Annotated in this window: 11 protein-coding genes; 3 read left to right on the plus strand and 8 right to left on the minus strand. The window is 75.3% G+C overall.

Annotation, left to right across the window (positions count from 1 at the left end; all coding sequences use genetic code 11):
* Positions 1 to 5: 5 nt before the first annotated feature.
* The 3 genes from ACIA79_RS20770 to ACIA79_RS20780 are packed head-to-tail and all read right to left on the minus strand — an operon-like array spanning position 6 to position 4948.
* A complete protein-coding gene (locus tag ACIA79_RS20770) occupies positions 6 to 3116 on the minus strand; it encodes an AAA family ATPase (protein WP_399429800.1) in 3111 nt (1036 codons plus the stop codon).
* Complete coding sequence (locus ACIA79_RS20775; protein ID WP_399429801.1) at positions 3113 to 4279, minus strand: exonuclease SbcCD subunit D; 1167 nt, start codon at positions 4277 to 4279, stop codon at positions 3113 to 3115. Before ACIA79_RS20775 ends, ACIA79_RS20770 begins: the two co-directional genes overlap by 4 nt.
* 42 nt (positions 4280 to 4321) lie before the next feature.
* A complete protein-coding gene (locus ACIA79_RS20780) occupies positions 4322 to 4948 on the minus strand; it encodes a YigZ family protein (protein ID WP_399429802.1) in 627 nt (208 codons plus the stop codon).
* Between the two features lie 100 nt (positions 4949 to 5048).
* On the opposite strand from ACIA79_RS20780, the gene ACIA79_RS20785 reads away from it, so the two are divergent.
* On the plus strand, positions 5049 to 5462 hold the full coding sequence (locus ACIA79_RS20785; protein ID WP_399429803.1) for a CoA-binding protein: 414 nt from the start codon (positions 5049 to 5051) through the stop codon (positions 5460 to 5462).
* Here ACIA79_RS20785 and ACIA79_RS20790 read toward each other — a convergent pair.
* Positions 5455 to 6024 carry a YbaK/EbsC family protein gene (locus tag ACIA79_RS20790; RefSeq protein ID WP_399429804.1) on the minus strand — a complete coding sequence of 190 codons (570 nt, stop codon included), beginning with the start codon at positions 6022 to 6024 and terminating at the stop codon, positions 5455 to 5457. The two genes, ACIA79_RS20785 and ACIA79_RS20790, sit on opposite strands and share 8 nt — an antisense overlap.
* A gap of 114 nt (positions 6025 to 6138) precedes the next feature.
* The gene (locus tag ACIA79_RS20795; protein WP_399429805.1) at positions 6139 to 6711 is read right to left on the minus strand and encodes a helix-turn-helix domain-containing protein; all 573 of its coding nucleotides are present in this window, start codon (positions 6709 to 6711) and stop codon (positions 6139 to 6141) included.
* 106 nt (positions 6712 to 6817) lie between these two features.
* Between ACIA79_RS20795 and ACIA79_RS20800 the strand changes: the two genes are divergently transcribed.
* Positions 6818 to 7684 (plus strand): EamA family transporter, encoded by an 867-nt coding sequence (locus tag ACIA79_RS20800; protein WP_399429806.1) that lies wholly within the window; start codon positions 6818 to 6820, stop codon positions 7682 to 7684.
* Positions 7685 to 7838: 154 nt separating this feature from the next.
* Here ACIA79_RS20800 and ACIA79_RS20805 read toward each other — a convergent pair whose 3' ends face one another.
* Positions 7839 to 8588, minus strand: a complete 750-nt coding sequence (locus ACIA79_RS20805; protein ID WP_399429807.1) for an acyltransferase — start codon at positions 8586 to 8588, stop codon at positions 7839 to 7841.
* Between the two features lie 141 nt (positions 8589 to 8729).
* On the opposite strand from ACIA79_RS20805, the gene ACIA79_RS20810 reads away from it, so the two are divergent.
* Complete coding sequence (locus ACIA79_RS20810) at positions 8730 to 9260, plus strand: gamma carbonic anhydrase family protein (RefSeq protein ID WP_399429808.1); 531 nt, start codon at positions 8730 to 8732, stop codon at positions 9258 to 9260.
* Positions 9261 to 9332: 72 nt separating this feature from the next.
* Here the strand turns inward: ACIA79_RS20810 and ACIA79_RS20815 are convergent, their stop codons facing one another.
* Positions 9333 to 10007 carry a DedA family protein gene (locus ACIA79_RS20815; RefSeq protein ID WP_399429809.1) on the minus strand — a complete coding sequence of 225 codons (675 nt, stop codon included), beginning with the start codon at positions 10005 to 10007 and terminating at the stop codon, positions 9333 to 9335.
* Positions 10008 to 10109: 102 nt separating this feature from the next.
* Positions 10110 to 12590, minus strand: coding sequence for a beta-glucosidase (locus ACIA79_RS20820; RefSeq protein ID WP_399429810.1), 2481 nt, complete (start codon positions 12588 to 12590; stop codon positions 10110 to 10112).
* Positions 12591 to 12613: the final 23 nt, after the last annotated feature.

The raw sequence follows: 12613 nt of genomic DNA on the forward strand, positions 1-12613 counted from the left end.
GCCGGTCACCCGCTGAGCCCGCTCCCCCCGGTGTGCAGTTTCACCCGGGAGCCGCCGCGTTCCTTGACGACCTCCAGCTGGGCCGGGATGCGGCGGCGCAGGTCGCCGACGTGGCTGACGATGCCCACGCTGCGGTCCCGCTCGCGCAGCGAGTCCAGGACGTCCAGCACCTCGTCCAGGGTCTGGTCGTCGAGGCTGCCGAAGCCCTCGTCGATGAAGAGGGTGTCGAGCCTGACGCCGCCGGCCTCGTCGGTGACGACGTCGGCCAGGCCCAGCGCCAGGGCGAGCGACGCGAAGAACGTCTCCCCGCCCGACAGGCTGGCGGTGTCGCGTTCGCGTCCCGTCCAGGCGTCCACCACGTGCAGGCCGAGGCCGGACCGCTTGGCGCCCGCGCGGGCGTCGGAGTGGACGAGGGTGTAGCGACCGGAGGACATCCGCTGGAGACGCGCGGTGGCGGCCGCCGCCACCTGTTCGAGCCGGGCCGCGAGCACATAGGACTCCAGCCGCATCCTGCGCTCGTTCTCGGCGGAGGTGCCGGCGGTCAGACCGGCCAGCCGGGCGATCCGGTCGTACTCCTCGCGCAGCGGCCCCAGCCTGCGGACCTCGGCGTCCGCCTCCCGGGACAGCCGGGCGAGCTCCGCGCACCGGTCCCGGTGGGCCGCGAGCGCGGTGGCGGCGTCGCGCAGGGCGCGGTCGGCGCGGGCCAGCGCGGCCTGCGCGGCGGCCGGGTCGGCGGGCGGCCGCTCGGCCGCGCTCCGGGTGTCCGGCTCGGCGAGCCGGTCGGCGACCGCGGCCGCCTCGGCCTGCCAGTCGTCCAGCCGGTGCTGCAGCGCGCGCCGTTCATCGTCGTCGAGCAGCGCGCCCGCCGCCGCGGCCGGGGTGTCGAAGCCGGCCCGGAACGCCGCGTCCGCGAGCCGGTCGTCGGCCTCCTTCAGCCTCCGGGCGGTGTCCTCGACGGTCCGTACGGCCTCGGCGGCCTCGGCGAGCCGGGCGATCCGGCGTTCCAGCAGCGTGGCGTGCTCGGCGACGCTGCGGGTGGCGTCGCCGCCGCGCACCCGGTCGAGCTCGGCCTCGATACCGGCCTGCTCCCGGTCGAGCGCCTCCCGCTGCGAGGTCCGGGCGGCGGCGCGGCGCTCCGCCTCCCCCCGCGCGTCGAGCCTGCGCCGGTGCTCCCCCTCGGCCCGGTCGAGCGCCTCGCGCGCCGCGTGCATGTCCCCGGCCAGGGCGCGGGCCTCGTCGTACGCGCGCTCCAGCTGCCGTACGGCCTCGGCGAGCGCGGCCACGGCGACCGGGCCGGCCGCCCCGGTCGCGGCTGCCGCGCCGGTGTCGGCGGCTTCCGCGCGGACATCGGCGTCGGCGGCTTCCGCGCGGACATCGGCGTCGGCGGCTTCCGCGCGCGCGGCCGACAGCGCCTCGCGCAGCACGGCGAGTTCCCGCTCGGCGGCCGAGCGGGCCTCGTCCGCGCGTGTGTGGGCCTCGTACGCGGCGTCCTCGGTCGCCCGGTCGACGTGGTGCGCGTCGGCGCGGGCCGGCTGCGGATGGTCGGCGGAGCCGCACACCGCGCACGGGGCGCCCTCGACGAGCTCCGCCGCGAGTTCGGCGGCGATGCCGCGCAGGCGGCGCTCGCGCAGGTCGAGCCACGTCTCGTGGGCGGTGTTGGCGGTCTCGCGGGCGGCCGCCAGGCGGGACGCGGCGGCGGCCTCGTCCTGTTCGAGCGCGTCGCGGCGGCGGGCGGCGGCGAGCCGGCGGCGCGCCGGTTCGAGGCGTCCCGCGAGGTGCTCGGCGCGGGTGGCGGCCTCCTGGGCGGCGTCGATGCGGTCCAGCAGGGCACGGCGGGTGGTGTCCCAGCCGGCGAGCCAGCCGGCCGTCTCCTGCAGCGTCTCCTCGTCGGCGCGGGCCTGGCGCTCCAGGTCGTCGCGCTCGCGGGCGATCTCGGCGCCCCGCCGTTCGGCCCGCCGCGCGGCCTCCAGGCCGCCGAGGTCCTGCCGCAGGCGCCGTTCGAGCGCGGCGAGCTGCTCGGCGCCCGCGTCGGTGAGCTCCGGCGGCAGGCCGGCCGCGGCGCGTTCGTGGGCGGCGCGCGCCACGCGGTGGGCGCGCTCGGCGTCGTCGCGCAGGCCGAGCGGCCCGGCGACCCGCTCGGCCTTGCGGGCCCGTTCGAGCCGGGCCTGCCAGGTGTCGCGCTCACCACGCCGCTCGTCGAGCTCCCCGGCGCGCCGCCGGGCGTCCGCGTACCGCTGCTGCCGGGCGGCGAGCTCCCGCTCGTCGTCCAGGGCGCGCCGCGCCGCGGCCTGCCGGCTCTCCGCCGCGGCGAGCGCGGCGGCGGCGATGTCCCGTGCCTCGCGGGCGCCGGAGCGGGCGACGGCCGCCCAGGCCAGGACGGCGCCGGCGAGTCCCGGGTCCCCGGGCCTGCCGTCGGGCGCGGGGAAGTCCCCGGCGGCCGTGCCCGCGGCCTGCGCCATCCGGTGCGCGAGGCGCAGCAGTCGTTCGTCGCCCTCCCGCACCTGCTGCTCGGCGGTGCGCCGCAGGTCGGCGAAGTGCTGCTCCACCGCGAGGAAGCGCCGGGTGTCGAAGAGCCGGCCGAGGAGTTTGCCGCGCGCCTCGGCGTCGGCGCGCAGGAACCGCGCGAAGTCGCCCTGCGGCAGCAGCACCACCTGGCAGAACTGCTCGCGGCTCATGCCGACGAGCTGGGTGATCTCCTCGCCGATCTCCTGGTGGGACCGGCTGAGCGCCCGCCAGCCGGCGCGCTCCGCGTCGTACTCGCGCAGCCAGGACTGGGCCTTGTCCTTGGTGAAGCCCGAGCCGCGCTTCTTGGGCCGGAGCTGCTCCGGCCGCCGGGTGATCTCCAGCCGCCGCCCGGCGACGGTGCATTCGAGCACGACCTCGGTGGGGGTCGCAGCGGGGGCGTGGTCGCTGCGCAGGGTGGTGCCGGGGCCCTGCCGGGCGCCGGGGACGGCTCCGTAGAGCGCGTAGCAGACGGCGTCGAGGACGGAGGTCTTGCCCGCGCCGGTCGGTCCGTGGAGCAGGAACAGGCCGGCCTCGGACAGTGCGTCGAAGTCGACGGTCTGGGTGGTTCCGAAGGGGCCGAAGCCGGTGATGTCGAGCCGGTGCAGCCTCACGCGGTCACCTCGCGCCGCTCCATGTCCACCCGTACGTCCTCGAAGGCGCGGTGCAGCGCCGCGCGTTCGGGGCCGTCGGGGCCGGCGCCGCCGCGCACGTGGGCGACGAAGTCCTCGGCGATCTGCTGGTCGCTGCGTCCGCGCAGGCGCTGCGCGTACGAGGCGGCGGGCCCGTCGTCGGTCCGGTCGGGGTCGAGGACGAGACTCAGGGTGTGCGGGAAGCGCTCGGTGAGCCGCGCCATGGGCTCCGGTGGCCGGACGGGGTCGGTGAGGGTGGCCTCGACCCAGGACGCCTCGTGCCGGGCGAGCTCCGGGTCGCCGAGCAGGTCCTCGAGCCGGCCGCGGATGCGGGCGAGGGGCCGCGGCACCGGGCAGTCGATCCGCTCGGCGGTGATCTCGCCACCGGGGCCGAGGTCGACGAGCCACATGCTCTTGCGGTGACCGGCCTCGGAGAAGGAGTACGCCAGGGGCGAGCCGGAGTACCGCACCCGTGGGGTGAGCGTCTGGCTGCCGTGCAGGTGCCCGAGGGCGACGTAGTCGACGCCGTCGAAGACACCGGCCGGGACGGCGGCCACCCCGCCGACGGTGATGTCGCGCTCGCTGTCGCTGGGTTCGCCGCCCGCGACGAAGGCGTGGGCGAGGACGACCGAGCGGGTGCCGGCCGGGCGTCCGGCGAGGTCCGCGCGGACGCGGTCCATGGCGGCGGACAGGACGGATTCGTGCCCGGCCTTCTTCGTGCCGAACTCGTCCCGCACCAGGGCGGGTTCGAGGTAGGGCAGGCCGTACAGGGCGACGTCGCCGTGCTCGTCGGCCAGCAGGACCGGGGTGCCGGCGCCGGCGGGGTCGGTCCGCAGGTGTATCCCGGCCCGCTCGATGAGACCCGCGCCGACGCCGAGCCGGCGCCCAGAGTCGTGGTTCCCGGAGATCATCACGGTGGGTACGCCGGCCTCGGCGAGCCGGTGCAGCGCCGTGTCGAACAACTCCACGGCGGACAGCGGCGGCACCGCCCGGTCGTAGATGTCCCCCGCCACCAGCACGGCGTCCACGGCGTGCTCGCGCACCGTCGCCACCAGGTGGTCGAGGAACGCGGCCTGGGCGTCGAGCAGGCCGACACGGTGGAACGACCGCCCCAGGTGCCAGTCCGACGTGTGCAGGAGTCTCATGATCCCTGAGATTAACGGTGGGGTCCGACAGCGCGGGCGGCTTCAGCCGTCTCCGTACGCCTCGCCGCCCAGCTCCAGTACGGCGGTCCCGGCCGTCGCATCAGCCAGCCAGGCGCGGAAGTTGCCGACGTCGGCGTCCGGCAGACCCACCTCGATGGTGACGGCCTCGGCGTAACGCACGTCACGCACGGCCCGCCCGGTCGCGCGCAGGTCGTTCTCCAGCTTGCCGGCGCGCTGGTGGTCGACGGTGACGGTGGCGAGCCGGTAGCGGCGGCGCGTGACGGTGCCGAGCGCGTCGAGCGCTTCGCCGACGACGCCGCCGTAGGCCCGGATGAGCCCGCCGGCGCCGAGCTTGACCCCGCCGTAGTAGCGGGTCACCACAGCCGCGACATAACGGACTTCCCGTCGCAGGAGCATCTGGAGCATGGGCACCCCGGCCGTGCCGCCCGGCTCGCCGTCGTCGCTGGCCTTCTGCACGGCGGCGTCGGCGCCGATGACGTACGCGAAGCAGTTGTGCGTGGCGGTCGGGTGCTCCCTGCGGACGCGTGCGACGAAGTCCTGCGCCTCCTGCTCGGTCGCGGCGGGCGCGAGCGCGCAGAGGAAGCGCGATCGGTTGATCTCGGTCTCGTGCACGCCCTCGCGGGCGACCGTCCGGTACTGCTCCTGCATCCCGCCACCTTATGCGCGGTCCGCCGGCGGGAAGGAATCGCGGGGACCGGGGGTTTCGTACCCCGGGGACCGCGCAAGGGCTATCCACAGGAGGTACGGCGTGCACAGCGAGAACGAGAACGAGACCGTCCGCAGGATCCTCACCGGGTCCGGGGACACCTGGGCGGTGGTGGGCCTGTCCGCCAACAGGTCGCGGGCGGCCTACGGCGTCGCGGCCGTGCTCCAGCGCTTCGGCAAGCGGATCGTGCCCGTCCACCCCAAGGCGGAGACCGTCCACGGGGAGCAGGGGTACGCGTCGCTCGCGGACATCCCCTTCCCCGTGGACGTCGTGGACGTCTTCGTCAACAGCGACCTGGCGGGAGGCATCGCCGACGAAGCGGTCGCCAAGGGGGCCAAGGCCGTCTGGTTCCAGCTCGGAGTGATCGACGAGGCGGCGCTGGAGCGTACGCGCGCCGCGGGCCTGGACATGGTGATGGACCGCTGCCCCGCCATCGAGATCCCGAAGCTCAGCTGACCGCGGGGGCCGCTCCGAGGCCGTCCAGGACCACCGCGCCCGGCAGCCCGGCGAGGGCCTTGCCGGGGACGATGAGCTTGCCCCGGCGGCGGCCGCTGCCGATCAGCACCCACTCCCTGTCCACGACCGCGGCGTCGATCAGCAGCGGCCAGTCGCCGGGCAGCCCGATCGGCGTGATCCCGCCGTACTCCATGCCGGTCGCGCCGACGGCGGTGTCCATGGGGGCGAACGACGCCTTGCGGGCTCCCAGGTGCTTGCGTACGACGCCGTTGACGTCGACGCGCGTGCTGGAGAGGACCACGCAGGCGGCGAGCGAGGTCTCGCCGCCGCGCCGGGCGGCGACGACCACGCAGTTGGCGGAGGTGTCGAGGAGGTCCCGCCCGTGGTGCTCGACGAAGACGGCGGTGTCGGCGATCGCCGGATCGGTGTCGACGTACAGCAGGTGCCCGGCGGGCACGTCACCCTCCCAGGCGCGTACGGCGTCGGCCACGGGCCCGGTGAGGCCGTCGAGGCAGTCGGGTGCGGGCCTGGCGTCGTCGAAGTCTCCGATGGGTGCGCGCATGCGCGTCACGCTAACAGCGGCGGGCCCGCCACCGGGCGGCCGTCCCGGCGTGCGGACACCCGCGCGGCCCGCACCCCGCGGACCGGGCCCGGCCCCGGCGGGCGGCGGCGGGCGTCAGCGCGCGGGCGGGATGGAGACGGCCATCGTCATCGCGACCGGTTCGTCCCCGTCGTTGCGGTAGGCGTGCGGGACGTTCGACTCGAAGACCGCGGACGTTCCGGCCGGCACCTGGTGGGCGACGCCGTCGACGACCAGGGTGAGCTCCCCATCGGTGACGTGCAGCAGCTCGGTCGTGCCGTCGGGGTGCGGGTCGGAGGAGTGGGCGTCCCCGGGCATCAGGGTCCATGACCACAGCTCCAGCGGTCCGCGCGCCTCGGCGCCGACCAGCAGGGTGGTGTGGCTGCCCTTGTCCGTGGACCACATGCGGACGGCCTGCTCCTCGGGGACGATCCGCACGTGCCCGCCCTGCTCGTAGTCGAGCAGCGTGGTGATGGAGACACCGAGCGCGTCGGCGAGCTTCACGGTGGTGCCGACGCTCGGGTTCGTCCGGGCCTGCTCGATCTGGATGATCATGCCGCGGCTCACCCCGGCGCGCGCCGCCAGCGCGTCGAGAGTGAAGCCCCGCTCCCCGCGCCAGCGCTTGAGGTTGCGGGCGAGGGACTGGGTGAGCTGATCGAGGTCCGACACATTCCGTCCATTATCTTGGATGACAGAGTTCAATGGATTGCACTACGGTGGGCTGCACCCCATTGTTCATCGCACTGTACTGCGCGTGTCGCGAGGCGAGGATTCCATGACAGCACTGTTCGCCCTGGCCACCAGCCTCCTGTGGGGACTGGCCGACTTCGGCGGCGGGCTGCTCACCCGGCGCATGCCCGCCCTGACCGTGGTGGTCGCCTCCCAGATCATCGCCGTCGTGGTGCTCGGCGCCCTCGTCGTCGCGACCGGCGGCTGGAGCGAGGCGGGGCCGCGGCTCTGGTACGCAGTGGCGGCCGGTGCCGTGGGACCGGCCGCCATGCTCGCCTTCTACAAGGCCCTGGCGCTCGGCCCGATGGGCGTGGTCTCGCCGCTCGGCTCGCTCGGGGTGGTCGTGCCGGTCTCGGTCGGCCTGCTGGTCGGGGACCGGCCGGGACTGCTGCAGTTCGCCGGGATCGGCGTGGCCGTCGCAGGCGTGGTGCTGGCGGGCGGTCCGGAGCTGCGCGGAGCCCCGGTCCAGCGGCAGGCGGTGCTGCTGACGCTGGTGGCGGCGTTCGGCTTCGGCTCGGTGATGGCCCTGATCTCCGAGGCCTCCTCCACGCTCACCGGCCTGTTCCTCGCGCTGTTCGTCCAGCGCGTCACCAATGTCGCGGTCGGCGGCGCGGCCCTGTACGCCTCGGTGAAGCGGGGCGGCCGGGCGCTGCCGGAGGCCGGCGGGACGCGCCTGCTCCTGGGCGCGCTGCCCGCGCTCGCGTTCGTCGGGCTGGCGGACGTCGCCGCGAACGGCACGTACGCGCTGGCCGCGCAGAGCGGCCCCGTCACGGTGGCCGCCGTCCTGGCGAGCCTCTACCCGGTGGTGACGGCGCTGGCCGCGCGGGGCGTCCTCAAGGAGCGGCTGCGGGCGGTACAGGCGGCGGGGGCGGGGCTGGCGCTGGTGGGCACGGTCCTGCTGGCCACCGGCTGATCGGCGCGTGGCAGGCCGGCCTCCGGGGCCGGCCACGATCACGGGGTGAGGGGGCGAAGAGCCCCTCGGCCGTCAGGGACGACGGGGTTCCCGGGCGCACCGGGACAGGGGTCGCGCCAGGCAGGGGAGCCGCCTGCGCGCCCTCACCGGCCGGTCAGCGGCTGATCTCGTGCTCGTCGAGGTCCGCGAGGGCCAGCAGCTGCTCGGGCGTGACCCCCTGAGGGACGGGCACGGGGGCGGGCGTGCGCAGCGGCGGCTGCCAGCCGTTCTCGGCGTCCCAGCTGCGTACGACACGGGCCGGGGCCCCGGCCACCACCGCGTGGTCGGGCACCTCGCCACGCACCACGGCCCCGGCGGCGACCACCACGTTCCGCCCGAGCCGGGCCCCGGGCAGGATCACGGCACCGGTGCCGAGCCAGCAGCCGGGGCCGATCTCCACCGGCTCGCTGCGCGGCCACTGGCGGCCGACCGGCTCGTGCGGATCGTCGTAACTGTGGTTCGTGGAGGTGATGTAGACGTACGGGCCGCAGAAGGTGTCGGCGCCGATGGTCACCCGGCCGTCGGCGATGACGTGGCTGCCGCGCCCGAGGACGACGCCGTTGCCGAGGACGAGGACGGGCTCGGACCCCAGGTCGAGGCCGGGCATCATGCCGGCGGTGAGGGTCACCTGCTCCGCGATGATGCAGTGCTCGCCGATCTCGATCCAGGCCTCGCCGAAGACGGTGCCCTGCGGGAAGGCGAGCCGGGTGCCCGCACCGAGCGCGCGGAACCTGAGCCTGCCGGGGCGTTCGGAGGTGACGGCCCCCGTCTCCTGCACCCAGCGCCAGCCGCCCTGTACGGCACGCGTGAGCAGCCGGCGCCGCCAGGCGGTCAGCGATGAGAACGTGTTTCTGTTCTTCGGCACCCGCTCACGGTAATGGGCCGGGCCGCGGCGGACCGGCGCGCCGGCCTGTGATGTTCGCCCCACCGCCGGGCCGGCCGGGGCCGTCGCTTACGGTTCCCCTGGCGCGACGGAACAGCACATGAGCATCCGAGGGAGCAGGCGATGGCAGAGCGGGCACTGATCACCGCGGTGGGCGGCAAGGAACCGGACATCGACACGGAGGCGTTCGCCGCGCCGACCTCCGTGGTGGTCGGCGAAGTCACGATGGCCCCCGGTTCGAGCGTCTGGTACCACTCCGTGCTGCGCGCCGACTGCGGGCCGATCGTCCTGGGCGCGGACAGCAACATCCAGGACAACTGCACGGTCCACGTGGACCCCGGCTTCCCGGTGACGGTCGGCGAGCGGGTCTCCGTCGGTCACAACGCCGTGCTGCACGGATGCACGGTCGAGGACGACGTGCTCGTGGGCATGGGCGCCACCGTGCTGAACGGTGCCCACATCGGCGCCGGTTCGCTGATCGCGGCCCAGGCGCTGGTGCCGCAGGGGATGCGGGTGCCGCCGGGCTCGCTGGTCGCGGGCGTGCCCGCGAAGGTCAAGCGGGAGCTGACGGACGAGGAGCGCGAGGGCATCAAGCTGAACGCCGCGATGTACCTGGACCTGGCCAAGGCCCACCGCGCCGCCCACCAGGGCTGACGCCCCCCGGCCACCCGGCGCCCCGGCCCGCTCGGGGCGGGGCACCGGACGGGCCGGCGCTGCGGTGGGCCGTCAGTCGGCCGCGGCGGCCGGCACCGGTTCGCGCTCGGCGGTCACGGCGGGGCCGTTCGCCTCGGCCCGGGCCGCGGCCTTCTTGGCCCGGTTCTTGAGGATCAGCATCGATGTGAGGCCCACGACGACGGCGAGGACGAGGCCCACCCAGGAGAACCGCTTCAGCCAGGCCTCGGCGACGACACCCACCGAGTAGATGACGGCCGTGGTGCCGCCCGCCCAGAGGATCCCGCCGAAGACGTTGGCGATGGCGAACTTCCAGTACGGCATGCGCAGCACACCCGCGAGCGGTCCGGCGAAGATCCGCAGCAGCGCCACGAACCGGCCGAAGAAGACGGCCCACATGCCCCACTTCTCGAAGGAGCGCTCCGCCATGGCGATGTTGGCTTCGCCGAAGTGCTTGGGGAACCTGCCGCCGAGCCAGGCGAGCAGGGGCCGCCCGCCCTTGCGGCCGATGGCGTAGCCGATCGAGTCGCCGATGATGGCGCCCGCGGTCGCGCACGCGCCGAGGACGTACGGGTTGATGTCACCGTGCTGCGAGGCCAGCAGCGCCGAGCTGACGAGGACGATCTCGCCCGGCAGCGGGATGCCGAGGCTTTCGAGCCCGATCACCACCCCCACCAGGAGGTAGATGCTGACCGGGGGAACGGTCTCGAGCCACTCCTGGACGTGCAACGCCGGCTCCTCCGTGTCGATTGCGGTTGGCTGCGGTGCCGGTGCCCTGGGGCTGCCCGGGCGTGCGCGGCGGCGGCGCGCACGCCCGGGCAGCCTACCTCCTCACAGCGGGAGCACCCTCGCCCGTACGGTCAGCCGCAGGTCCCGCGCGGAGGTGCCGAGCCGTACGGTGCGGGTTCCGGTCCCGAGCACCCAGGCCTGCCGCGCCGGGTCCCAGCAGGACAGGGTGCGCGCGGCGATGGGCACGGTGACGCGGCGCATCCGACCGGGCGGCAGCTCCAGGCGGCGGTACCCCGCGAGGATCCGCGGCGCCTGGTCCAGGGCCAGGTCGGGCGAGGGGCCGACGTAGAGCTGGGGGACGGTGACACCGGTGCGGCGGCCCGTGTTGCGGACGGTGAAGGTCGCCGTCAGCCCGCCGCCGCGGGCGGGTGTCACGACGAGTCCGGCGTACGCGAACGTGGTGTACGACAGGCCGTGCCCGAACGGGAAGAGCGGCTCGACGTCCTCGGCGTCGTACCAGCGGTAGCCGGTCCTGACGCCCTCCGTGTACTCCTGGACCCCGCCGCTGCCGGGGTAGCGGCGGGGGTCGCCGGCGGTCGGGTGGCGGGAGTCGGAGACGGGGAAGGTCTGGGTGAGCCGGCCCCCGGGGTCGGTGTCGCCGAACAGCAGGGCCGCGGTCGCGGCGGCCCCTTCCTGCCCCGGGTAGTACATCTGCAGGACGGCTCCGGTCCGTTCCAGCCACGGCATGGTGACGGCGGACGAGGTGTTGAGCACGACGGTCGTGCGCGGGTTGGCGGCGGTCACCGCGTCGATCAGCGTCTCCTGGTTGCCCGGCAGCGCGAGGGCGGTGCGGTCGCGGCCCTCGATGGCGTCCTCGTAGGCGAAGAGCACCACGCTGTGCGCGGCGCGGGCCGCCCGGACGGCGTCGGCGACGTCCGCCGCGCGCGTGGCGGCGGTGATCCGGCGCAGCCGGACGACCTGCCCCTTGGCGCCTCCCTTCGCGACGACCCGCAGGGTGTGGCGGCCCGGGGTGACGGCCAGGGTGGCGCGGCGGACCTTGAGGCCGTCCGGAGCGGTGGCGGCCAGGCCGAAGCCGTCGAAGAGCTCGGTCATGGCGTCGCGCACGGGGAAGAGGTCGGTGCCGTCGAGGAGGACGCGCGGCCGCTCGCCGCTGTGGTGGACGAGGAACGTCCACGCGCCGGGCCCGTCCGCCTCCTCGGCGATGAGGGTCCCGTCGTACGTCCACGTCCGCCCGGCGGGCACGGTCACCTCCTCGAACGGGGCGCCGGGGGCCGTGGCGGGGAGCGGCCGGCCGTACAGGTCCTCGCCGGGGGCGTACGTCACGCGTGCGTCCCGGCCCGCGCGGGCGGTGATCTCCTCCAGCGGGCTCGCCGCCCGGTCGGGCACGACGTGCGCGCTGCCGCCCCCGCCGACGAAGGGCAGCGCGCCGGTGGGGCCGATGACGGCGAGGGAGAGGGCGGCGGGGCCGGCGAGCGGCAGGGTGGCGTCGTGGTTGCGCAGCAGGGTGGCGCCCGCGACGGCGACGCGGTACGCGACGCGGGCGCCGGCCTGCGCGTCGCGGGCGGGGCGGTCGGGTGCGGTCCCGTCGAGGAGCCCGAACCGCTCCATGATGGTGAGGATCCGGCGTACGGCGCGGTCCACGGTGGTCTCCGGCACGGTGCCGTCCCGTACGGCGCGGTGCAGCGGCTCGCCGAACCAGCGGCCGGAGGGCATCTCCATGTCGAGGCCCGCGGTGAGGGCGGGGGCGGCGCTGTGGGTGGCGTCCCAGTCGCTCATCACCCAGCCGTCGAAGCCCCACCGGTCCCGCAGGATCCCGGTGAGCAGCTCGGTGTTCTCGCACGCGTGGACCCCGCCGACCTTGTTGTACGCGCCCATGACCGCTCCGGCGCCGGCGGTGACGGCGGCCTCGAAGCCGCGCAGCTCGGTCTCGTGCAGGGCCTGTTCGTCCACCCGTACGTCGACGGTGGTGCGGTCCTTCTCCTGGTTGTTGAGGGCGAAGTGCTTGACCGTGGCGATCAGGCCCTCGCCCTGGATGCCGCGGATCTCCTCGGCGACGAGGTCGGCGGAGAGGAGCGGGTCCTCGGCGAAGGTCTCGAAGTTCCGCCCGGCGTAGGGGGTGCGGATCAGGTTGACCATGGGCGACAGCAGCACGTCCTGGCCGAGTGCCCGCCCCTCGTGGCCGATGACGCGGCCGTACTCGCGGGCGAGGGCGGGGTCGAAGGCGCTCGCGAGCATGACCGGGGCGGGCAGGGCGGTGGCACGGGCCGTTCTGAGCCGTACGCCGGCGGGGCCGTCGGCCAGCCGCAGCGGGGGGATGCCGAGGCGGGGTACGCCGGGGACGAAGCCGGCCTGGCCGAGGCTGTGCGGGTCCTTGGCGCCGTGGAGGAGGGAGAGCTTCTCGTCGAGCGTGAGCCGGGCGAGCAGCTGGTCCACGCGGCCGTGCCCGGGCGTGGCCCGGGCCTGGGGAGCGTGGCTTCCGGTGGTGGCCGCCGCGGCGGCGACGGCTCCGGTGAGGAGGCGGAGGGTGGTCCGCCGGGAGACGTTCTCGTACGGTTCCGACATAACCGCACTATGCGGGACGATCC

Source organism: Streptomyces sp. NPDC051310 (assembly GCF_044455245.1).
Taxonomy (GTDB): Bacteria; Actinomycetota; Actinomycetes; order Streptomycetales; family Streptomycetaceae; genus Streptomyces.

Excerpts from the sequence above, each read along its gene's own strand:
- ACIA79_RS20775 (WP_399429801.1), bottom strand. The coding sequence starts at position 4,279 with ATGAGACTCCTGCACACGTCGGACTGGCACCTGGGGCGGTCGTTCCAC.
- ACIA79_RS20780 (WP_399429802.1), bottom strand. The coding sequence starts at position 4,948 with ATGCAGGAGCAGTACCGGACGGTCGCCCGCGAGGGCGTGCACGAGACC.
- ACIA79_RS20790 (WP_399429804.1), bottom strand. The coding sequence starts at position 6,024 with ATGCGCGCACCCATCGGAGACTTCGACGACGCCAGGCCCGCACCCGAC.
- ACIA79_RS20800 (WP_399429806.1), top strand. The coding sequence starts at position 6,818 with ATGACAGCACTGTTCGCCCTGGCCACCAGCCTCCTGTGGGGACTGGCC.
- ACIA79_RS20810 (WP_399429808.1), top strand. The coding sequence starts at position 8,730 with ATGGCAGAGCGGGCACTGATCACCGCGGTGGGCGGCAAGGAACCGGAC.
- ACIA79_RS20820 (WP_399429810.1), bottom strand. The coding sequence starts at position 12,590 with ATGTCGGAACCGTACGAGAACGTCTCCCGGCGGACCACCCTCCGCCTC.